Origin of the sequence: Novacetimonas cocois (assembly GCF_003311635.1) — a bacterium.
GTDB lineage: Bacteria > Pseudomonadota > Alphaproteobacteria > Acetobacterales > Acetobacteraceae > Novacetimonas > Novacetimonas cocois.
Window position 1 is genome coordinate 27,172 of sequence record NZ_QEXL01000006.1, and the last position, 21,378, is coordinate 48,549.

At 64.5% G+C, this 21,378-nt stretch carries 21 protein-coding genes and 1 other RNA gene; 15 read left to right on the forward strand and 7 right to left on the reverse strand.

Annotated features, from left to right (window positions below):
* Positions 1 to 39: 39 nt before the first annotated feature.
* The 6 genes from metH to ybaK all read left to right on the forward strand — a co-directional run bounded on the left by metH (position 40) and on the right by ybaK (position 7,722).
* A complete protein-coding gene (gene metH / locus NJLHNGOC_RS05495; RefSeq protein ID WP_113595494.1) occupies positions 40 to 3,549 on the forward strand; it encodes a methionine synthase in 3,510 nt (1,169 codons plus the stop codon).
* A gap of 44 nt (positions 3,550 to 3,593) precedes the next feature.
* Positions 3,594 to 4,073 (forward strand): phosphoribosyl-ATP pyrophosphatase, encoded by a 480-nt coding sequence (locus tag NJLHNGOC_RS05500; RefSeq protein ID WP_239021357.1) that lies wholly within the window; start codon positions 3,594 to 3,596, stop codon positions 4,071 to 4,073.
* Positions 4,074 to 4,320: 247 nt separating this feature from the next.
* On the forward strand, positions 4,321 to 4,845 hold the full coding sequence (locus NJLHNGOC_RS05505; protein WP_113595495.1) for a CvpA family protein: 525 nt from the start codon (positions 4,321 to 4,323) through the stop codon (positions 4,843 to 4,845).
* Between the two features lie 52 nt (positions 4,846 to 4,897).
* A complete protein-coding gene (purF, locus tag NJLHNGOC_RS05510; protein ID WP_113595496.1) occupies positions 4,898 to 6,412 on the forward strand; it encodes an amidophosphoribosyltransferase in 1,515 nt (504 codons plus the stop codon).
* A gap of 44 nt (positions 6,413 to 6,456) precedes the next feature.
* Entirely contained in the window at positions 6,457 to 7,164 is a 708-nt protein-coding gene (locus tag NJLHNGOC_RS05515) for an SDR family NAD(P)-dependent oxidoreductase (protein WP_239021358.1), read from the forward strand.
* A gap of 84 nt (positions 7,165 to 7,248) precedes the next feature.
* Positions 7,249 to 7,722: a Cys-tRNA(Pro) deacylase gene (gene ybaK / locus NJLHNGOC_RS05520; protein ID WP_113595597.1), complete on the forward strand. Its 474-nt coding sequence runs from the start codon at positions 7,249 to 7,251 to the stop codon at positions 7,720 to 7,722.
* Between the two features lie 60 nt (positions 7,723 to 7,782).
* On the opposite strand, the gene NJLHNGOC_RS05525 is transcribed toward ybaK, so the two are convergent.
* On the reverse strand, positions 7,783 to 8,526 hold the full coding sequence (locus NJLHNGOC_RS05525) for an OmpH family outer membrane protein (protein ID WP_113595497.1): 744 nt from the start codon (positions 8,524 to 8,526) through the stop codon (positions 7,783 to 7,785).
* Positions 8,527 to 8,689: 163 nt separating this feature from the next.
* Positions 8,690 to 9,097 (reverse strand): DNA-binding protein, encoded by a 408-nt coding sequence (locus NJLHNGOC_RS05530; protein WP_113595498.1) that lies wholly within the window; start codon positions 9,095 to 9,097, stop codon positions 8,690 to 8,692.
* A gap of 359 nt (positions 9,098 to 9,456) precedes the next feature.
* Here NJLHNGOC_RS05530 and NJLHNGOC_RS05535 point away from each other — a divergent pair, with 359 nt between their 5' ends.
* Entirely contained in the window at positions 9,457 to 9,984 is a 528-nt protein-coding gene (locus NJLHNGOC_RS05535; protein WP_113595499.1) for a GNAT family N-acetyltransferase, read from the forward strand.
* Positions 9,985 to 10,188: 204 nt separating this feature from the next.
* Here NJLHNGOC_RS05535 and NJLHNGOC_RS05540 read toward each other — a convergent pair whose 3' ends face one another.
* The 3 genes from NJLHNGOC_RS05540 to thyX all read right to left on the reverse strand — a co-directional run bounded on the left by NJLHNGOC_RS05540 (position 10,189) and on the right by thyX (position 12,951).
* Positions 10,189 to 10,806, reverse strand: coding sequence for an MlaC/ttg2D family ABC transporter substrate-binding protein (locus NJLHNGOC_RS05540; RefSeq protein ID WP_110527978.1), 618 nt, complete (start codon positions 10,804 to 10,806; stop codon positions 10,189 to 10,191).
* Between the two features lie 20 nt (positions 10,807 to 10,826).
* Positions 10,827 to 11,558 (reverse strand): MlaA family lipoprotein, encoded by a 732-nt coding sequence (locus tag NJLHNGOC_RS05545; RefSeq protein WP_110527974.1) that lies wholly within the window; start codon positions 11,556 to 11,558, stop codon positions 10,827 to 10,829.
* Positions 11,559 to 11,997: 439 nt separating this feature from the next.
* The gene (gene thyX / locus NJLHNGOC_RS05550) at positions 11,998 to 12,951 is read right to left on the reverse strand and encodes an FAD-dependent thymidylate synthase (RefSeq protein ID WP_113595598.1); all 954 of its coding nucleotides are present in this window, start codon (positions 12,949 to 12,951) and stop codon (positions 11,998 to 12,000) included.
* Between the two features lie 101 nt (positions 12,952 to 13,052).
* Here thyX and ssrA point away from each other — a divergent pair.
* From ssrA to NJLHNGOC_RS05570, 4 genes are all read left to right on the forward strand, one after another.
* Positions 13,053 to 13,399, forward strand: a transfer-messenger RNA (tmRNA) gene (gene ssrA / locus NJLHNGOC_RS05555).
* 194 nt (positions 13,400 to 13,593) lie between these two features.
* Positions 13,594 to 14,205, forward strand: coding sequence for an SspB family protein (locus NJLHNGOC_RS05560; RefSeq protein WP_113595500.1), 612 nt, complete (start codon positions 13,594 to 13,596; stop codon positions 14,203 to 14,205).
* Between the two features lie 103 nt (positions 14,206 to 14,308).
* Entirely contained in the window at positions 14,309 to 15,979 is a 1,671-nt protein-coding gene (locus NJLHNGOC_RS05565) for a fumarate hydratase (RefSeq protein WP_113595501.1), read from the forward strand.
* Positions 15,980 to 16,031: 52 nt separating this feature from the next.
* Positions 16,032 to 16,424 carry a VOC family protein gene (locus tag NJLHNGOC_RS05570; protein ID WP_113595502.1) on the forward strand — a complete coding sequence of 131 codons (393 nt, stop codon included), beginning with the start codon at positions 16,032 to 16,034 and terminating at the stop codon, positions 16,422 to 16,424.
* Between the two features lie 217 nt (positions 16,425 to 16,641).
* Here NJLHNGOC_RS05570 and NJLHNGOC_RS05575 read toward each other — a convergent pair whose 3' ends face one another.
* The gene (locus NJLHNGOC_RS05575) at positions 16,642 to 17,130 is read right to left on the reverse strand and encodes a kinase inhibitor (protein ID WP_113595503.1); all 489 of its coding nucleotides are present in this window, start codon (positions 17,128 to 17,130) and stop codon (positions 16,642 to 16,644) included.
* 120 nt (positions 17,131 to 17,250) lie between these two features.
* Positions 17,251 to 17,475 (reverse strand): hypothetical protein, encoded by a 225-nt coding sequence (locus NJLHNGOC_RS05580; protein WP_110527957.1) that lies wholly within the window; start codon positions 17,473 to 17,475, stop codon positions 17,251 to 17,253.
* Between the two features lie 296 nt (positions 17,476 to 17,771).
* Between NJLHNGOC_RS05580 and queA the strand changes: the two genes are divergently transcribed.
* From queA to NJLHNGOC_RS05600, 4 genes are read left to right on the forward strand one after another with little or no spacing between them, the layout of a single operon-like run.
* A complete protein-coding gene (gene queA, locus NJLHNGOC_RS05585; protein WP_113595599.1) occupies positions 17,772 to 18,830 on the forward strand; it encodes a tRNA preQ1(34) S-adenosylmethionine ribosyltransferase-isomerase QueA in 1,059 nt (352 codons plus the stop codon).
* On the forward strand, positions 18,827 to 19,987 hold the full coding sequence (tgt, locus tag NJLHNGOC_RS05590) for a tRNA guanosine(34) transglycosylase Tgt (protein WP_113595504.1): 1,161 nt from the start codon (positions 18,827 to 18,829) through the stop codon (positions 19,985 to 19,987). Before queA ends, tgt begins: the two co-directional genes overlap by 4 nt.
* 3 nt (positions 19,988 to 19,990) lie before the next feature.
* A complete protein-coding gene (gene queG / locus NJLHNGOC_RS05595; protein ID WP_113595505.1) occupies positions 19,991 to 21,088 on the forward strand; it encodes a tRNA epoxyqueuosine(34) reductase QueG in 1,098 nt (365 codons plus the stop codon).
* Positions 21,085 to 21,360: a ribbon-helix-helix domain-containing protein gene (locus NJLHNGOC_RS05600; RefSeq protein WP_239021359.1), complete on the forward strand. Its 276-nt coding sequence runs from the start codon at positions 21,085 to 21,087 to the stop codon at positions 21,358 to 21,360. Before queG ends, NJLHNGOC_RS05600 begins: the two co-directional genes overlap by 4 nt.
* Positions 21,361 to 21,378 lie beyond the last annotated feature (18 nt).

The window sequence follows — 21,378 nt, forward strand, 5'->3', positions numbered from 1 at the left end:
CGGTTACGCGTTTCGCGCATATGACAGATCAGGATATCCATGACCACTCGTCCGCTACTTCTTGACGCCCTTCGTGACCAGGTTCTGCTGTGTGATGGTGGAATGGGATCGCGTGTCCAGCTTCTCGATCTGGAGGTGGAACGCGATTACTGGGGACAGGAAAACTGTACCGAAATCCTGAACCTGTCGCGTCCAGAACTGGTGCGTGAAATCCATCGCGGCTATTTCGAGGCCGGGGCCGACATGGTGGAGACCAACAGTTTTGGCGGCTCCCCCATCACGCTGGGCGAATTCGGGCTGGCCGATCGTGCGCGTGAAATCAACCGCACGGCCGCCCACCTCGCCCGCGAGGCGGCGGAGCAGTTTTCGGACGGGCGGCACCGCTATGTCGTGGGGTCCGTGGGTCCGGGGACCAAGCTGCCGTCACTGGGCAATATCGATTACGACACGCTTGAGGCCGGTCTTGCGGAACAGTGCCGGGGCCTGATCGAAGGGGGCGTGGACTGCCTGCTGATCGAGACGTGCCAGGATACGCTGCAGATCAAGGCGGCGGTCAACGCGGGCAAGATCGCGCGCGCCGAACTGGGCACCGATACGCCGATTTTCGTGCAGGTCACGGTGGAAACCACCGGCACGCTGCTGGTTGGTCCCGACATCGGGGCGGCGGCAACTGTGATCAATGCGCTCGATGTGCCGGTCATGGGGCTGAACTGTGCCACGGGGCCGCAGGAAATGGCCGAACACGTGCGCTGGCTGTCGGAAAACTGGCCGGGCATGATTTCGGTGCAGCCCAATGCCGGCCTGCCTGAACTGGTCAATGGCAAGACGCATTACCCCCTGACGCCGCAGGACATGGCCACATGGGTGGAACGCTTCATTGTCGAGGACGGGCTGAACCTGATCGGCGGATGCTGCGGCACCTCCACCCCGCATACCGAGGCGCTTGACGCGATGCTGCGCCGCCGCGCGCAGGAGACGGGGCGCAACATCCGCCCCGCCCCCGTGCCGCGCAGGCCCGTGTGGATCCCCTCGGTCGCGAGCCTGTATTCGCAGGTCCCGCTGCGGCAGGAAAACAGCTACTTCTCCATCGGGGAACGCTGCAACGCCAACGGGTCGAAGAAATGGCGCCAGCTGCAGGAAGCCGGCGACTGGGACGGCTGCGTTGCCGTCGGGCGCGAACAGGCGGCCGAAGGGTCGAACGCGCTGGATATCTGCACCGCCTTCGTCGGGCGCGACGAAATGCGCGAGATGGACGAGGTCATCACCCGCTTCACCTCGTCGGTCAATGCGCCGCTGGTGATCGATTCCACCGAAACCCCGGTCATCGAATCCGCGCTGAAGCTGCATGGCGGCAAGCCGATCATCAATTCGATCAATTTCGAGGATGGCGAGGGCGCAGCCAACGACCGCCTGAAACTGGCGCGCAAGTTCGGTGCTGCGGTCATCGCGCTGACGATCGACGAAACCGGCATGGCCAAGACGGCCGAGGACAAGCTGCGGATCGCCGAACGGCTGGTGGATTATGCCTGCAACCACCATGGCCTGCCGCAGTCCGACCTGATGATCGACCCGCTGACCTTCACCATCGGTACGGGGGTGGAGGACGATCGCAAGCTGGGGCTGTGGACGCTTGAGGGCATTCGCCTGATCCACGAGAAATTCCCCGACATCCAGATCGTGCTGGGCCTGTCCAACATTTCCTTCGGGCTGAACCCGGCGGCGCGCGCGGTGCTCAATTCCGTTTTCCTTGACCATGCGGTACGCGCGGGCATGACGGCGGCGATCGTCCATGTGTCCAAGATCCGTCCGCTCCACCTGATCGCCGAGGAAGAGGTGAAGGTGGCCGAGGACCTGATCTTCGACCGCCGCGCCGAAGGCTATGACCCGCTGCAGCGCATGCTGGAACTGTTCGCCGACCGCAAGGCCGCCGACGCGGTCAAGAAGGTGCGCGCCGAAACGGCGGCGGAACGCCTGAAGGACCGCATCGTCGATGGCGACCGCAAGGGGCTGGAGGATGACCTGGCCGAGGCGATGCGCGACATGCCGCCACTGGACATCATCAATACCGTCCTGCTGGACGGGATGAAGGTGGTGGGCGAACTGTTCGGCGCAGGCAAGATGCAGCTGCCCTTCGTGCTGCAGTCCGCCGAGACGATGAAGGCCGCCGTCGCGTGGCTGGAGCCGCACATGGAGCGCAAGGAAGGACAGACGCGCGGCACCATGGTGCTGGCGACGGTCAAGGGCGACGTGCATGACATCGGCAAGAACCTTGTGGATATCATCCTGACCAACAATGGCTATCGCGTCATCAACCTGGGCATCAAGGTGCCGGTGGCGGACATGATCACCGCCGTGCGCGAACATGCCGCCGATGCGATCGGCATGTCTGGCCTGCTGGTGAAATCGACCGTCATCATGCGTGAAAACCTGGAGGAAATGAACCGGCAGGGGATCGAAACGCCGGTGCTTCTGGGGGGGGCTGCGCTGACCCGCAATTACGTGGAGGAGGACTGCGCCGCCGCCTATGGCACTGACGGGCGCGTCGCCTATGCCCGCGACGCGTTCGACGGGCTGTCGCTGATGGACAGGGTGGTGAAGGGGGAATTCGACACCTACCTCGCCGCGATTCAGGCCCGCCGCGCCACCAAGGCGACGCGCGCCAGGCCGCGCGATCTGGAACAGGCGGAAAACCGTGGCTTTGCCCCGCCGGACATTGCCGCCGCGCGGGCGCGCCGCGAACGCCTGACCCGGGACGAGCCGGCGGTAACCCCGCCCTTCTGGGGGCCGCGCGTGCTGGAGGCCACGCCGGAGGCCGTGGTGCCGTTCCTCAATGAACGCTCGCTGTACCAGTTCCAGTGGGGATTTCGAAAGCAGGGCCGCTCGCTGGAGGATTTCATGGGATGGGCGCGACAGGAACTGCGCCCGGTCATGCGCCGCATGCTGGCGATGTGCGCGCAGGACGACATCCTGCGTCCGCAGGCGTCCTATGGCTACTGGAAGGCGGCGGGGGAGGGCAATGACCTCGTCATCTTCGACACCGACGGCACGACCCAGCTTGCCCGTTTCACCCTGCCGCGCCAGCCGCGCGAGGATGGGGAGTGCATCGCCGATTTCGTGCGCGACATCGATGATGCGCAGCGCGATGTCATCGGCATGCAGGTCGTCACCGTGGGGCAGAAGGCGTCCGATATCGCGCGCCAGTGGTTCGAGGCCGACCGTTACAAGGACTATCTCTACCTTCATGGCCTGTCGGTGGAGATGGCCGAGGCGATGGCCGAATATACCCACAAGCGCATTCGCGCCGAACTCGGCTTCGCGGCGGAAGATGCGCGCGACATGAATAAGCTGCTGCAGCAGGGATATCGCGGCTCGCGCTATTCCTTCGGCTATCCCGCCTGTCCTCGGCTTGAGGATCAGGAGCCGATCCTCAAGCTGCTGGATGCCGAGAAGATCGGCGTGACGCTGACGGATGGCTTCCAGCTCCATCCGGAGCAGTCGACCTCCGCGCTGGTGATCCTTAATCCCCACGCGAAATATTTCTCCATCTGATCGGCCACGCGCGGGGCAAGGTCCCCGCGCGTGTTGTTGACCCGGTGCGCGATGCCCCCCATCATCGTGTCATGCGCCAGCCACCCCCCTGCGACAGTGCCGATGAGAGTGCCGATCCGACGCCGCGCCCGCAGGCGGCGGAGATCATGACGCGCCTGTACGAACGCCTGCTGGCGCGGCTGGGCAACCGGGGCCTCCCTGATCCCGGCCAGCCGCCAGATGCGCAGGCGATGGCGCATATCCGCGCCGCCGCCCGCCGTTTCACCATCCATGCCGAACAGTGCCTGATTGCCCTGATGAGCGAGGATCACGACCAGCTTGTGATGCAGAGCGCCGATGTCCTGTCGGAACTGATGCGTACATGGGTGGTCTGCGGTGTCGAGCCGGAGGATATCTGGATCGAACTGGACCGCCGCACGCGCATGGGCAACCTGCTGCTGGCGCTGAACACGGCCGAACGCGCCAGCGTCGCGCCCGCGCTGCGGCGGCGTCCGTGGAAGATCCGCACGACCAAGCTGCCGTGATCCATGCGGCAGGTGCCATGTGGACGCCGGGGGCCGGGATTGATGGTTTTCCCCCTATGAACCATGACGGGCAGATGGCATAAGCAGGCCCGGCGACGGGGCGTCGTCGTGACCTGGTGCCCCTGCCGCCCACCGGAGCAGAAGGAACAGCACGATCCATGGATCGGGTCCATGCCCGCAGCGTGCAGACATTCCCGGCACGCATGATCCCGCATCGGCCGGTCCCCCGCGGGGTGTCGGGCCAAAGATGAGCTGGATCGACATTGCATGCCTGTCCATTGTCGGGCTGTCGGCAGTCGTGGGGGCCGTTCGCGGCTTCTCGCGTGAGGTGCTGGGCGTTGCCGCGTGGCTCATGGCCGGCATCCTGTCCTTCAGCTGGCATGGCTTCCTCATCCCCTATGCGGCGCAGTGGATCCATACGCCGCTGCTGGCGCGGGGGGCGGCGCTGGGAATAATGTTCATCGCGCTCCTTGTCGTCTTTACCACCACCGCCCATCTGTCGGGTCAGGCCGTGCGTGGCTCCATCCTGGGTGGAATCGACAGGATGCTGGGGCTGCTGTTCGGCGTGCTGCGGGGGTATGTCTGCCTGCTTGTGCTGTATCTGGCGGTGTGTTTCCTCATGCCGCGCGACACGTGGCCCGACGCCATGAATGACAGCCGGATTGTCCCGGTCATTGGCGACAGCACGACCTACCTGTCACATTTTACCTCCGATTCCGTCACGCCACACCTTGCGCAACCGGCGCGAACACGTCATGACGCGCCAGTCTGAACCTTCCATCGGTCTCCGCCGCCGCTGTCCGTCAAGGAAAGATTGCTGATCCATGTCCCGTATCCGCTTCTCCGCCTCGTCCGGTTCTCCCACGGGGGCATGCGCGCCGAACGACGATGTCCCCGCCCAGTGGCATGACGATGACAAGCCGCATGAGGAATGCGGCGTCTTTGGCGTATGGAACACCAAGGGGGCGTCCGCGCTGACCGCGCTGGGGCTGCATGCGCTGCAGCATCGCGGGCAGGAAGCCACCGGCATCGTGTCCTATGACGGGGAACGTTTCCATACGCACAAGGGGCTGGGCCTGGTGGGCGATGTCTTTGGCGATGCGAACGTGATGGCGACCCTGCCGGGCCACAGCGCCGTGGGGCACAACCGTTACGCCACCACCGGCGCGACCCTGATCCGCAATGTGCAGCCCCTGTTCGCCGATTTCGAATTCGGCGGCCTTGCGGTGGCGCATAACGGCAACCTGACCAATGCCGAAACCCTGCGCAAGGCGCTTGTGCGCCGGGGCTGCATCTTCCAGTCCACGACCGACAGCGAGGTGTTCATCCACCTGATCGCCATTTCGCTGTATGCGAGCGTGGAGGACCGTCTGATCGATGCGCTCAAGCAGGTACTGGGCGCGTATTCGCTGGTGGCCCTGTCGCGCGATGCGCTGATGGGCGTGCGCGACCCGCTGGGCGTGCGTCCGCTGATCCTGGGCCAGATCCCCGGCGAGGAAGGCGAAGGCCCGACATGGGTGCTGGCGAGCGAGACCTGCGCCCTTGATATCGTCGGCGCCGAGTTCGTGCGCGATGTCGAACCGGGCGAGATCGTCGTCATCAATGACGAGGGCATCCGTTCGATCCGTCCCTTTGATTCCAAGCAGTCGCGGTTCTGCGTATTTGAGTACATCTATTTCGCGCGACCCGATTCCGTCATGGATGGCAAGGCTGTGTATGACACGCGCAAGCAGATCGGCGTCGAACTGGCCCGCGAAAGCGCGGTGGAGGCCGACGTGATCGTGCCGGTGCCCGATTCCGGCGTGCCGTCGGCCATGGGGTATTCCGTCGCCAGCGGCATTCCTTTCGAACTGGGGATCATCCGCAACCATTATGTGGGCCGTACCTTCATCGAACCCACGGACCAGATCCGCAACCTTGGCGTAAAGCTCAAGCATTCCACCAACCGTCCGGTGCTGGATGGCAAGCGGGTCGTTCTGGTGGACGATTCGATCGTGCGTGGCACCACCTCGCGCAAGATCGTGGACATGGTGCGCGCGGCGGGCGCGAAGGAAGTGCACATGCGCATTTCCTCGCCCCCCACCATGCATTCCTGCTTCTATGGCATTGATACGCCCGAACGCAGCAAACTGCTGGCGGCGCAGCATAACCTTGAGGAAATGGCCGAACTGATCGGCGTGGATTCGCTGGCGTTCATTTCCTTTGACGGGCTGTACCGCGCGCTGGGCTACAAGGACCGGCAGGGGGCATGCAACCGCTATTGCGATGCGTGCTTCACCGGCGACTATCCCATCGAACTGGTCGATTACAACGCTGAAAATCCCACCACCCCGGCGTGACCCCGCAACCGCCACGCCGCCTGCCTGAAGGATCGGTGGCACTGGTGACCGGCGCAAGCCGGGGGATCGGGCAGGCCGTGGCCTGCGCCCTGGCCGGGGCCGGGGCGCACTGCATCCTGGTGGCGCGGACGGTGGGGGGACTGGAACGGACGGATGATCTGATCGCAGTCCGCCATGACGGGCCGGGGCGGGCGACGCTGCTGCCGATGGATCTGACGGACGGGGCCGCAGTCGATATGCTCGGCCCTTCCATCATGGCGCGTTTCGGCCGTCTGGACATCCTTGTCCACTGTGCCGCGACCCTTGGCGTGCTGACCCCCGTGACCCACATGCGCCCCGATGCGTGGCAGGACTGCCTTGCGCTGAACACCACGGCGGCATGGCGCCTGATCCGCACGGCGGCGCCCCTGCTGGAACAGGCGCCGCATGGGCGTGCCGTGTTCCTCAGTGATCCGCATGCCCGGATACCGGCCCCGTTCTGGGGGATGGTCGCGGCGTCGCGCGCGGCGCAGGATGCGCTTGTCCTGACATGGGCCAGCGAGATTCCTGCTCGATGCGTCCTGCGTGTCAACCTGTTCGATCCGGGTGTGGCGGCCACGCGGATGCGGCGGCAGGCCATGCCGGGCGAGGATTTCGCACCCCTGCCGCGTCCCGATCAGGTGGCGCGGCAGATCCTGCCTTTGTGCCTGCCCGATGAAAACCGGCAGGGGCAGCGTATCGTTGCTCGGCCGATCGTGCAGCCGGCGACCTGAATCCGGCATGCTGTCGACGGATCGCTGGCATGAAACCGCATTACGGTTTCGCATTCAGCCATGTCTGGACATATACTGCGCGGCATGAGCAAGAGCACGCCCGCGACGATTGCCCTCGACGGGGCTGGCGTCGCCTATACCGTTGTTACGTACGAATATGATTCCACGGCCGAGCAGGTCGGCAATCATGCTGCCGAGGCGATCGGGGAGCCGCCGGAACGGGTTTTCAAGACCCTGATGGTGGAGGTTGACGGTCGCCCGGCCTGTGTCGTGGTGCCGGTCGCGCGCAATATCAGCATGAAGAAGGTCGCGGCGGCCTTTGGCGGGAAATCGGCGCAGATGATGAAGCCGACCAATGCCGAACGCGCCACGGGGTTCAGGGTGGGGGGCATCAGCCCCTTCGGGCAGAAGAAAAAGGTCCCCACCGCCATGGCGCAGGAAGCACAGGCCGAACCCTATATGGTCATCAACGGGGGCAGGCGTGGCCTGCTGGTGCGCCTGACGCCTGCGGATGCCATGCAGGCGTCGGGGGCGTTCCCCGCCGATCTGCTGTCCTGATCGGGATTCTTCCCCGCGCCATCCGTCAGGAGGGGCGGGGGAAAGAGAAGGAAAGGCGACTTACTGATCGCCGCCCTGATCGTTCATCTGGAACGGCGCGACAGGATATTTGCCCGTCTTGGCGATTTCTTCCGGATCTTCGTTCGGTCCGGGGATATAGACCGACGGCAGCGTCGAATTGAGGTGGGTGACCACTTCGCTGCTGATATCGAGCGTATTGTCATGCAGGGCCGCGGTCCCGGCCTGAAGGACCATCGTCATGCCACGCGCCCGCGCAATGGCGGAGACGATCTGCTGGATTTCGCGCTGGACCTGATTCAGCCCGACCTGCGCGTCTTCCTCAAGGATGCGGCTGCGGTTTCCGAACTTGGTCCGGTCCGCCATCACCCGCTTCTGAAGGTCCTGCTGCTGCGCGGGGGTGGGGGCCTTGCCGCTCTTGAGGATGGTCTGGCGGATGCCCTGCAGCTGCGTTTCCTCGGCCCGCACGTCGCTGACCAGGGCCTCCCGGCGGGTGCCGAGTTCCTTTTCGATTTTCTGTACCGCCACCGACTGCGACATGATCATCTGCGTGTTGAACACGCCGATCACCGGGGCTGCGGGACGTGTGCCGGGGGGAAGCGGCTTGAATTCCGGCACCGCCGGCATCGGCAGGACCGGGGGCTGCTGCGGTGCGGCGCCAGTGGCAGCACCTTGCGCCATTGCCGCGACCGGCGTCAGGGTCATCGCCAGCGCCAGCGTGACCCATCGTCCGAACCCGGCCCGCTGACGGGTCGGGGCAAGCCCGGCATTGCGCTTAGCTGTCATAATCCATTTCCATGATTGTTCCGCCATCGAATGTCTTTGGGTAGCGGATCATATGGCGAATTAACAGCCCCGCCCCCATAAAAAACCTGTCCGGCGAAACCTGTGGCCACACCGGCAGGAACAGGCGGGCCCTGTCGGGCGCGACCGACCCGTCACGGCCGTGTCACAGGCGCCACAGCAGGGGGGTATGCGAAAGGAAAATCAGGAACAGTCCCCCGAGGAACGCGACGCGGAACCCGCGATTGGCCCCGGCCTCCAGCAGTTCGTCGCGCGTCAGGACCTGCATGAAGGGATCGGATATCCGGCCGCGCTGCGTATCCGGCAGGCCCGCGATCCGTCCACGCCATTCATTGCGGTGGCGCAGCTGTTCGGTGGTGGAGATGTTGACCCGTTCGTACAGGGACAGGACGTAGGAATCCAGATCCTCGATTCGGTAGAGGAGTTCGCGCGCATTCTTCACGGCGACATGGGGTCCGGCCCGCACCAGACGCAGACAGCGCAGGCGAAAGGGAGTGATTCCGATATGTTCAGCGGCCTCAGGCATCGAAAGCATGCGCTTGAGGGGGAACATATGAACCGTAGCCTGCTGATCGTCAGAGATTATTGGGCCGGTCATGATATGCAGTAAAATCGACCATCCTTCGCCGACGTGTCAAATGGAATATCGGCGTGGCGCCGGGCCTGTGCACATACGACCCATGCGGCATGCCGATGCGCATGGTGCGTTTGTCGGAGCCATGACGCCAGTTGCCTGATATCATCCGGATTTTCATGGCATGATGAAAAAATGGGACAAACCGTTTCCATAACAGATATCATCAAACCGGATCGACCTGCGTCTTCGGGAACCGGTCCGGCGGGGATCGCGTCATCATGGATACCCACGCGGAAGCGGTCACAACGGGATGCCTGGCAGAGGTGAGGTTACGTATGGAACATCGTATTCGCACTGGACGGCTGGAACTGGAGCCCGTGTCCTGGCGGGACATCGACGATGTCGCGCGGCTGAAGGCCAATGCAGGCGCGATGGGCCTGCGTGGTGGGGGCGTACGCTCCCGCGGGCAGAGCGAGGCGGACATGGCCGCGCACATCTTCAGCTGGGGTCGCGACGGCGTCGGCATCTTCGCGGTGCGCGAGGGGGGGCGCTTTGTCGGCATGGCGGGCGTCTGGCCCGTGGGGAAGGATGGGACATACGAATTCGACTATGCCCTTTTCCCCTCCCGCGCCGGTCGCGGCCTGACGCGGGAGGCGGCGGGCGCCGCGCTGGCGTTCGCCCATGATGTCGGGGTACGGCGCATTGTCGCCCATGTGCAGGACGCGGATATCGTCGGGCGCAAGATCATCGGCGGCAGTGGCATGGCCGTCTGCCAGCGTTATGCCGCGCCAGACGGGCGGTCGATGCTGCTTTATCACAGCGTGCGGGTGCCCGGCGGAGTGCCGGCAGGCACCCTGCACTGAGGGGCGGGAGCTGGCGATAAAAAAGGCGGGACCCTTTTGGTCCCGCCCGCAGATATTGTGTCGCCGGTTCTGGGACCGCCTGAAAAGGCAGGTCCAGTTAATGCCCTGAAACCATGAAAGCTTCTGGTGAATCTTTGAAAGACGTCGCCTTTGTGGAAAAAGGCGACGCCTGAAAACTTTTCCCTGTTTTTCAGACAGCCACCATCAGTGATGGTTGGCAAGCTGCCGCGTCAGGGCGTGGAGCAGCGCATCGACATTGCCGCCATTGCGCGCGATGTAGGAGCTGTAATCCTGTCGCTGCGTCAGGCGCAGGCTCGCGCCCTCGCCCACGACATCGACGACCTTGGGCGATCCGGTGGAATTGCTGATGACCCATTCCGTATTGGCGGGCGGCTGTCCCGGACGGTTGATGACGGTGGACACCGCGATATCGTCGCCCGACGGCGCGCTCTGCCCCACGGTGAAGGAAACGCCACGATAATCCCCGATCTTGTCGGTAATGGCGTTGACCAGCACCTGATGGAACAGCTGCAGGTAATGGGTCTGCTGTTCGGGGGTGGCGACGCGCCAGTACCGTCCGATGCAGTACCGGCCGATGGCATCGACATCCACGTTCTGGTCAAGCAGCGGTTCGATCTGCTGCTTCTTCTGGGAGAGGGAGATATCGTTGTTGACGATCGCGACCAGCTTGTTCCCGAATTCATGCACGAACGTACGGGCCTGCGCACCGCTGTCGACGGCGTGGACGGGGGCTGTCACCGACAGGGTGCCGACTATGGTGAGAAGACCCAGTGCATGGCGACGGGTGAAGGATGTCTGCATCGCTGTGTCCCTGTTTGTTCTTATCTGTTGCTGTACCAGTCCGGAACCGTAGCCCGGTGGTCCGCCTTGATGGCCGCGGCCTGTGCCTTGCGCTGCTGCTGGTAGGCACTGCGGATCGTCGCGTAGGGATCAAGCGAATCCTTCATCACCTGATCGAGCGCATCGACATTGGTCGCCATCCCGTTGATGGTGCCCATGATGTTGTAGGCCCAGTTGAATGTCAGCAGGCCATAGCCGCGCGGCACGTAGTTCCACGGCGACAGGCCCACATCGATGCCATAGCCGAGGCCATCGCGGAAGGATGACGGACCCAGCGCCGGCAGGAACAGGTAGGGGCCCGACGGGACGCCCCATGTCGCCAGCGTCAGGCCGGCATCATTGTCATGATGCTTGTAACCTGCGTAGTTGGCCACATCGATCAGGCCGCCAAGCCCGACCGTCATGTTGATGCACCACCGCACGAACGCATCGCCAGCGCGGCGCGGCTTGCCCGCCCCGACATCGTTGAAGAAGACGACGGGTTCGTTCATCGTCTGGTACAGGCTGCCGAACGAATTGCGCAGCGGGCGCGGCACGGCCCAGATATAGGCCTTTGCGACGGGACGCAGCGTATATTTGTTGGCCCACATGGTAATGCCGAACGCCTTGCGGTTCAGCTTTTCGTACCGGTCGTTGGCTTCCTTGTATTCCGCCAGCGCGTCGGGATCCTTGGGCGGCGGCGTCGCACAGCCCGCCAGCGCCAGCAGCCCCATGAACGCACCAGCCAGACGCAGCGCCGGACGACAGGAAAGCGGGGACGGGCGGGGCGACGAAGAATTCGATCCTGTCTCTGCGCGCATGCTCGTTTCCGCTTCCCTCTGTCTTCTAGGTTCCGGCGGAAGAACGCCGGAGGCTATGTATTTATAAAACCTTGTATGGGCCATGCCCGCTTGCGTCCCTCTCTAGCATGGGATGACCGTTGTGCAATCCGCAAGCGGGGGATCGGACGGATATTGTGCCTGCATTGCAATGACGGCATGGGAGTAAACCGGGTTTTCACATCGACATGCAATGACATCATATCATGTGATTGATGCCTCAGGTGTGGCGGGGAATCCACATCTTTCACCCGATCCGGGCCGTCCGCCGCCTCTGGCACGCCGATCGGGGCGGGGACGGGAATCCGGGTCACGCGATGTTGAGGCCCCGATGTCAGCCCGCGGTGATGCGGGGCGCGATTTCGGGGAACATGTTCGCCAGTTCCGTGATTTCACGCCGCGACAGGCCTTCCGCCTTCGGATCGACCTGCTGTCCCGCCATGACGGCGCGCAACACCCGCAGCGCCGGTCCCGACAGCAGCACCGCGTCGCGCATGTAATCACGGAAGGCCCCGAACGTCAGCGGCACCCATTTTTCCACGAGTCCCAGGATGGCATCGGCATAGGCGCGGATTTCGTACTGGGCGTGGCTGTCGGCGCGCAGGCGCAGGAAATGCAGCAGGTTCCACAGGTTAATCTGCCAGTAGAACTGGGTCATGATGTTGACCGGCAGGTTCATGCGCGCCAGTTCGCGCGCGATCGACGGGCGGGCGGGGTCAACCGGCGCGCCGGTCGCGTCCTCGTTGAGCAGGTCGAGATAATGGTCATAGCACCGCGCCGCGTCGTCGCGCAGGATATCGAGCACCTGCTGCGCCTGCTCGGGCGGGAGGGTGGTGCCACGTCCCTGCTTGTTGCTGGCGGACTGGATAGCGATGTCCTCGGGGCGGGGGAAATAGAATTCTTTCTCCAGCACGGAATAACGGGCCGAATATTCGTTGATGCTGGCGGTGCGGTGGCGGAACCACTGCCGGGTGACGAAAATCGGCGCGCGGACATGCAGCTTGATGACCGCCAGTTCGAACGGGCTGGTATGGCGGTTGCGCATCAGGTAGCGGATCAGGCCACGGTCGTCCGACGTGCTTTTCGTGCCCTTGCCATATGACACGCGCGCGCCCTGCACGATGCCATCGTCGCCCCCCATGTAATCGACCAGCCGCACGAATCCCGTGTCGAGTACGGGAATGGGCTCGTACATCGCCTCTTCCACTGCGGGGACGACCATGCGGCGGGTTGGGGTCCATGCGGCGCGCGCCGCGTCGATTGCCGATTTCTGGTCGTTGGAAAACATGGGCCACCATTCGTGTTGGGGGTTCGAGCGTTGCCGCGCAATACCATGCCCGGCACCATTCGTGCCAGTTTCGGATTTCATCATGGCCGGATCATCCGCATCACCTTGCGCCCGTCATCCATCGTCCCTATATCTGTTGGTGCCGGAGGGGCTCTGCCCCTTGGCTATGGCGATAAACGGCGCGTGGAATAAGTGTTGTGGACCCGGGGGCGGTACCCGGCGTTTCCACCAGTTTTTTCGCGATGGACGGAACAGGCTTCCGCCACATCCGAAAGATGGGAACGAAACAGGCTCGACACGCATGGTAAAGACCCGCCTTTTGCCCGGCATTGTACCGCCGTTATCGGGCTAAACTTACAAGTGCCAACGATAACTCTGAGGTGCTCGCTGTCGCTGCATAAGCGATAAGCGCGGTTCGAGGGGGCACCGGGCAACAGAAGCCCCCTCACTTGCCCAGATCCCCGTGATATCGGTTCCGTCGTCCTGCCTATCTGCTTCGTGAAGGCGGGCAGGCCGGATGTTCCCTTGTCTTGCGGCAGGGTTTGACGCACAGCTTCATGCTGTGGCACGGCGTGGTCTGAACCCGCATGTCTGATAAGGTCGGCCCGCGAATCCGGTGCCGCCGTTACGGAGAAGCCCGAAATGTCCGATGATCACGACGAGGAAAATGGTTTTGACGCCAGTATCCCCGACAGTCTCCTGCCCTATGATACCTGGCTTCAGGAGGCATATCGCGACGTCATGCTGCGTGCCTTTGAACACGTCGTGGCCGCAGGCGGGCTGCCGGGTGGTCATCATTTCTATCTGACATTCCGGACCGACTGGCCGGGCGTTGAAATGCCGGCCCGGCTGCGTGCGCAGTACCCGCATGAAATCACCATCGTCCTGCAGCACCAGTTCCATGGGCTGAAGGTCGATCGCGCGGCGGGAACGATTTCGGTCCAGCTTGCTTTTGGCGGCATTCCCGCGACCCTCGTGATCCCGGTGGCGGCGATATCCGCGTTCGCCGATCCGCATATCAAGCTGCACCTTGCGTTCCATGTGCCCGAACAGCCGCCGCAGCCCGCCCCGTCGGCCGAAATCCACAGCGTCGTTCCGCAGGTGCATGCAACCCGCGCCCGCGATTCCGAAAAGGACGCCGGGGACGGCCATGCCGGCGAGGGTGATGTGCCCGCCGGCGAAGACGCGCCGGCGTCCTCGCCGCAGGTCGTAAGCCTGGCCGCCTTTCGCAAGCGGGGCACAGAGCCGGGCTGAGCCCTGATTTCATCCGGGCGCCCGGGTGGGACCGGGCGCCTTTGCCATAAAACAGTCACCTGGAATCAATCTGGGGGCATCCATTAAGGCAGGAGACCGTCCGTTGAACACCGTTACATCGACCAAGGCCGCGAAACCGGCCCTCAAGCCCTTTGTCTATGGGCCGCTTTTCCCGCTTCATGACGATGACACGCCATGGAAGAAGCTGGAGATCGAGGGGATCACCACATCCGTCCTGGGCGGACGCACCGTCGTGCATGTCCGTCCCGAGGCGCTGCGTGAACTTGCCGCGCGTGCCTTCAACGACGTGGCCCACCTGCTGCGTCCGGGCCATCTGGCGCAGCTGGCCAAGATCCTCAAGGATCCCGAGGCATCGGATAATGACCGTTTCGTGGCGCTCGACCTGCTGAAGAACGCCTGCATCGCGGCGGGCGGCGTGCTGCCGATGTGCCAGGATACCGGCACCGCCATTGTCTATGGCAAGAAGGGCCAGCGCGTCTGGGTCGACGGGAACGAGGAAGAGGCGTTCTCCCACGGGGTGTACGATACCTATACCCGCACCAGCCTGCGGTATTCGCAGATGGCGCCGCTGTCGATGTTCCAGGAAGTCAACACGGGCACCAACCTGCCGGTGCAGTTCCATATCTCGGCAACGCCGGGCGATTACCATGCCGAACAGATGGACCTGATGTTCATCGCAAAGGGCGGCGGGTCGGCCAACAAGACGTTCCTGTTCCAGGAAACCCGCGCCCTGCTGTCGACCGAGGAAAACCTGCTGAAGTGGCTGGATGGCAAGATCCGTTCGCTGGGGACGTCGGCCTGTCCGCCCTATCACCTTGCGGTGGTGATCGGTGGCATGTCGGCCGAACAGACGCTGGAGACGGTGAAGCTTGCCTCCACCAAGTGGCTCGACAGCCTGCCGACCGAGGGCAGCCCGCAGGGCCATGCCTTCCGCGATCTGGAAATGGAAGAAAAGATCCACAAGCTGACGCAGCGTCTGGGCATCGGCGCGCAGTTCGGGGGCAAGTATTTCTGTCATGACGTGCGCGTGGTGCGCCTGCCGCGTCACGGCGCGTCCCTGCCTGTGGGGATCGGGGTATCATGCTCCGCCGACCGTCAGGTGAAGGCCCGCATCACCGCCGACGGGGTCTTCCTCGAACAGCTGGAGACCGATCCCGCGCGCTTCCTGCCCGAAATGACGGACGAGCATCTGGGTGGGGAGGAAGTCGCCATCGACCTGAACCAGCCGATGGACGAAATCCGCAAGAAACTGTCGCAGTATCCGGTGCGCACCCGCCTGTCGCTGACGGGCACGATGGTGGTGGCGCGCGACATCGCGCATGCCAAATTCCGCGAACGGCTGGAAAAGGGCGAGGGCCTGCCCCAGTACCTCAGGGACCATCCCGTCTATTACGCAGGGCCGGCCAAGACGCCCGAGGGGATGCCCACCGGGTCGTTCGGCCCCACCACGGCGGGCCGCATGGACAGCTATGTCGCCATGCTGCAGAAGGCGGGCGGATCGTACGTGATGCTGGCCAAGGGCAACCGGTCCAAGACCGTGCGCGACGCGTGCAAGGAGTATGGCGGTTTCTACCTCGGTTCCGTGGGTGGCCCGGCGGCGCGTCTGGCGCAGGACTGCATCCGCAAGGTCGAGGTGCTGGAATATCCCGAACTGGGCATGGAAGCGGTATGGAAGATCGAGGTGGAGAATTTTCCCGCCTTTATCGTTATCGACGACAAGGGTAATGATTTCTACGATGGGCTGACGGGCTGAGGAATCGGTCCGTCGGCCCCGTTTTGGGGCTGACAACCGGAGACTGCGCGCCATGCGTTTTACCGTCGATCGACTGGACCATCTTGTTGTCACCGTGCGGGATCTGGAGATCTCGTCTTCATGGTATCAGCGCGTCCTGGGCATGGAACGGGAGGAGTATGGCCGCAACAACCGCACGGCCCTGAAATTCGGGGGACAGAAGATAAACCTGCGTCCCCACGGGGCGCAGGGCTGGACCACGGCGCAGGACGCCCTGCCCGGCACGAACGACATGTGCTTCATCACCGCCGTCAGCAGCGCCGACGTGGTGGAACACCTGCAGCAATGCGGCGTGCATGTGACGGAAGGGCCGGTGGCCCGCCTTGGCGCGCTGGGTCCGGTGACCTCGGTTTACTGCGAGGACCCGGACGGAAACCTGATCGAAATCGCTTCCTATCAGGGCTGAGCGAAGGGATATCCGTCCCGCCTTTGCGTCCCCTGTGCAGGGGACGCGGGCGGGGGCTTGGGACCTGACTGGCAATAAACCGCTGGTGGAAACGAAGTTTTTGGGCGCCGCCTTTATTTCTTGCAAGGCGGCGTTCCCCTGAAGCTTTTTGAAAAAAGCTTCACCAAAAACTTCATTATTTCAGGGTGTTATTGGGTCTGCCTTTTTAGGCGGTCTCTTACTTCTTGCCGTACACGGCCGTCAGCGTGGCGGAGCCAAGGCTATGCTTGCCCACGACAAAGCCGACCATTGCCCCGCTGGCGTCGGTCGGCAGGTCGATGCGTTCGATATCGAGGGCATGGATGGTGAAGATGTAATGATGCTCGGCCCCGGGCGGGGGGGCTGCGCCACCATAGACATTGCCCCCGAAATCGGTGCGCGTCATCACGGCATGTTCCGGCAGGTTGGCATCCCCCGATCCCGCGCCCGCAGGCAGCGAGGTCACGTTGGCGGGGATGTTGATGACGACCCAGTGCCACCATCCCGATCCGGTCGGGGCGTCGGGATCGTACATCGTGATGGCGAAGCTTTTGGTGCCTTCGGGCGCGCCCGACCATGCCAGCGGGGGGGAGATGTTTCCCCCGCAATAGCCCATGCCGTCGAAGACCTGCGCCTCTGGCAGGCGGTCGCCCTCATGAAAGGCGCGACTGGTCAGTGTAAAGGTCATGATACCGGTTTCCTGCAGCCGGCGCCGCCATCGCGGGTGGCGCCATGCGAATGAAAGAAAGGGGCAGGCGGCCTGCCGTGGCCGCCCCGTCCGCGTTGCCTGCGCGGACGCCGTGGCATCCTACCAGTTGTTGCTGATGAGCCAGAATTCCTCTGACGTCAGGGTGACGACGGGGGTTCCATGCTTGCATTCCGCGGCAGCCAGCGCCAGCGCGCCGATGCGCTGGATCATCAGGGTCTTGCGCTGATGGGCCTCCGACTTTTCGCCGGTGACTTCGTCAAGCGCTATCAGCGCGGCCTTGCAGGCCTTGGCCAGGCGGGCGGCATCCAGTGCGGCATAGGACATGATCGGGAGTTTCCTTATGTCTGCGTAAGGTTGCACGCGCGGGACCGGCCCACGCGCGAATCACGGGCCGTATTCTTTACTGCCTTGTCGGTGTGTGTCCAATCATTGCCCGACCTTTGCCCGTGCGTCATATGCCGGCGCGTCATGCATGACAGCCTCCTGTCCACGCATCACGCATGGCCGGGAATGATTCCGCGCCCTCCGGGTTTGCCATTGGGCCCTGTCGGGCCGCGTAATGGCCGCGTCGCGCACCTTCGCGCTGGCAACGCCGTCATGGATTCCGTAAAGGGATGCTCATGACGGATCTCGTTTCTGATTTCGACTTCGACCTGCCGCCGGACCTCATCGCCGATCACCCGGCGCGTCCCCGCGACAGCGCCCGCATGCTGGAGGTCCTGGCCCACGGCGCGTTCATCGACCGCCATGTGCGCGACCTGCCCGGATGCCTGCGGGCGGGCGATATCCTTGTGGCCAACGACACCGCCGTCATCCCGGCGCAGCTTTCGGCCATGCGCGGGGCGGCGCGTATCGGGATCACGCTGGACCGGATCCTGCCTGATGGCACGTGGCATGCGCTGGCGCGCAACGCCCGCCGCCTTCGTCCGGGCGATACCCTGACCTTCGCGCCCAGTCCCGTCACGGCGGAAGTCGTGGTGTGCGAGGAGGCGGGGGGTGTCGTCCTGCGCTTTGACGTGGAAGGCGAGGCATTCGACCAGTTCCTCCATGACACCGGCCACCTTGCCCTGCCGCCCTATATCGCGCGCCCCGATGGTCCGACGGAGGAGGATCGCAGGGATTACAGCACCATCTTTGCCCAGCATCGCGGCGCGGTGGCGGCCCCCACGGCGGGCCTGCATTTCACGCCCGCCCTGCTGTCAGGGCTGGAGAAGGCAGGCGTCCTGCGCCAGACGCTGACGCTGCATGTGGGGGCGGGCACCTTCCTGCCGATGCGCAGCGAACAGATTTCCGAACACCGCATGCATGCCGAACGCGGCACGATTTCCCCCCATGCGGCGCAACGCATCAATGACGCGCGCGCGGCGGGGGGACGCGTGGTGGCGGTCGGCACCACGTCGCTGCGCCTTCTGGAAAGCGCGACGGGGGAGGACGGGATCGTGCGGCCCTTTCATGGGGAAACGTCGATTTTCATCCGCCCCGGATACCGTTTCCGCGCGGTGGACATGCTGCTGACGAATTTCCACCTCCCGCGCTCCACCCTGTTCATGCTGGTCAGCGCATTTTCCGGCCGGGCCCGGATGCGCGCGGCGTATGAACATGCGATGGCCACGGGCTACCGCTTCTATTCCTATGGCGACGCATGTCTGCTGCATCGTAATGACGGAGGTGCGGCATGACCGCTTTTCGCTGGCGGGCGCAGGCCCGTTCGGGTCACGCGCGGGCGGGATACCTCGACACCGCCCATGGCACGGTCGCAACCCCCACCTTCATGCCGGTCGGCACCGTGGGCACGGTCAAGGCGATGACGATGGACGCGGTGCGCTCCACCGGGGCGGGCATCGTGCTGGGCAATACCTATCACCTGATGCTGCGTCCGGGGGCGGAGCGCGTCCGCGCACTGGGCGGGCTGCACCGGTTCATGGACTGGCCGGGGCCGATCCTGACGGATTCGGGCGGGTTCCAGGTCATGTCGCTGGGTCCGCTGCGCAGGCTCGACGCCGATGGCGTGACGTTCCGTTCGCATATCGACGGTTCGGAACACCGGCTGACGCCCGAACGTTCCACCGATATCCAGCATGCGCTGGATGCGACCATCAGCATGTGTTTCGACGAATGTCCTGCTCTGCCGGCCCCGGCGGAGGCGATCGCCCGGTCCATGCGCATGTCCATGCGCTGGGCGGAGCGGTGTCGCGCGGCGTTCGTCCCGCGTCCCGGCTATGCCCAGTACGGCATCATCCAGGGCGGGACGGAGCCTGAGCTGCGCGCCGAAAGCGTGCGCGCCCTGACGGATATTGGGTTCGAGGGATATGCCATCGGCGGCCTCGCGGTGGGGGAGGGGCAGGAACTCATGTTCTCCACCCTCGATGTCACGGTCGGTCTGATCCCCGACGACGCGCCGCGCTACCTGATGGGGGTGGGCACGCCCGACGACCTGCTGGGTGCCGTGGAACGCGGTGTGGACATGTTCGACTGCGTCATGCCCACGCGGGCGGGGCGCACGGCGCGTGCCTATACCGAACGCGGGACGCTGAACATGCGTAACGCGCGCCATGCCACCGACAGCCGCCCGATCTCGCCCCACTGCGACTGTCCCGCCTGTTCGCGCCACAGCCGCGCCTATCTGCATCACCTGTTCCGCACGAACGAAATCCTGGGCCCCATGCTGCTGACATGGCACAACCTGTCCTATTACCAGCGGCTGATGCGCGGGATCCGTGCTGCGATCGTTGATGGCACGCTGCCCGAACATGCCGCCCACCTGCGCGCGCAATGGGCGATGGAGGACTGGTCCCCTGACGAGATGCCCTTTCCCGACATCCCGCCCGTGCCCTGAACGATGGCGCGCGTGCGGCCCGTGACCCATCCCCCCGGCGCGCAGGGGACCCTCGCGCGCCTGATTTGCGAGCGCGCGCTGGCGGTGGGGTTCGACGCGGTGGGATTTGCGCCCGCCACGCTGGATGACGCCACGCGCCTGCGCCTGCATGAGTTCGTGGAGACGGGACGCCATGGCGCGATGGACTGGATGGCGCAGCGCATGTCATGGCGGGGCGACCCGCGTGCCCTGTGGCCGGAGGTCCGCAGCGTGATTTCGCTGGGCCTGTCCTATGCCCCCGATGGCGATGCGCTGGCGACGCTGCGCGATCCCACGGCGGGCAATATCTCGGTCTATGCCCGGCATCGCGACTATCATGACGTGGTCAAGGGGATGCTCAAGCAGGTGGCGCAGTTCATCGTGGCCGAGGGACGCAGGCAGGCCGGCGGCGACATGCCGCCCCCCGGCGTGAAGGTGTTTGTCGATACGGCCCCCGTCATGGAAAAGCCGTTGGCGGCCAGTGCGGGGCTGGGATGGCAGGGAAAGCATACCAACCTCGTCTCCCGCCAGCATGGCAGCTGGCTGTTCCTTGGCGAAATCTATACCACGCTGGACCTGCCGCCTTCCGCGCCGTCGGGGGGGGGATGCGGGACCTGCACGCGCTGTCTCGATATCTGTCCGACCGCTGCCTTTCCCGCGCCGGGACGGATCGACGCGCGGCGGTGCATTTCCTACCAGACGATTGAAAACCCCGATCCCATCCCCCACGAACTGCGCCCCCTGATGGGCAACCGCATCTATGGCTGCGACGACTGCCTTGCCGTGTGCCCGTGGAACCGCTTTGCCCGCGCGACGCGGCAGATGAAGCTGCAGGCGCGGCCGGATCTGGTCGCGCCCGCGCTGCGTGACCTTGCGATGCTGGACGATGCGGGATTCCGGCGCCTGTTTTCCGGATCGCCCGTCAAGCGGATCGGGCGGGCGCGTTTCGTGCGCAATGTCCTGATCGCCATCGGCAACAGCGGACGCGCCGAACTGCGTCCCGTAGCGCAGGGGCTGTGTGACGACGCGGCCCCCGTCGTGGCCGACGCCGCGCGCTGGGCGACGGAACGCCTGCCTGCATGAGGGGACCGCGCCCCGATCCGGCCACCCCGATGCTGTGCAAGCGCAGCATGATGCTGTCGGGCCATCGCACCAGCGTCGCGCTGGAGCCCGAGTTCTGGGACGCCCTGGAACGCATGGCCCGCACGCGGGGGATCGGCCTTACGATCCTGATCGCGCGCATCGACGCCAGTCGCGATCCGGCACGCACGCTGGCCTCGGCATTGCGGGTCGCGGCCCTTTCGGAATGGATGCCTGCCCTGCCGCCAGCAGGGAACGGAAACAGGCAAGAATAGTTGGGTTGCCACGCGCGT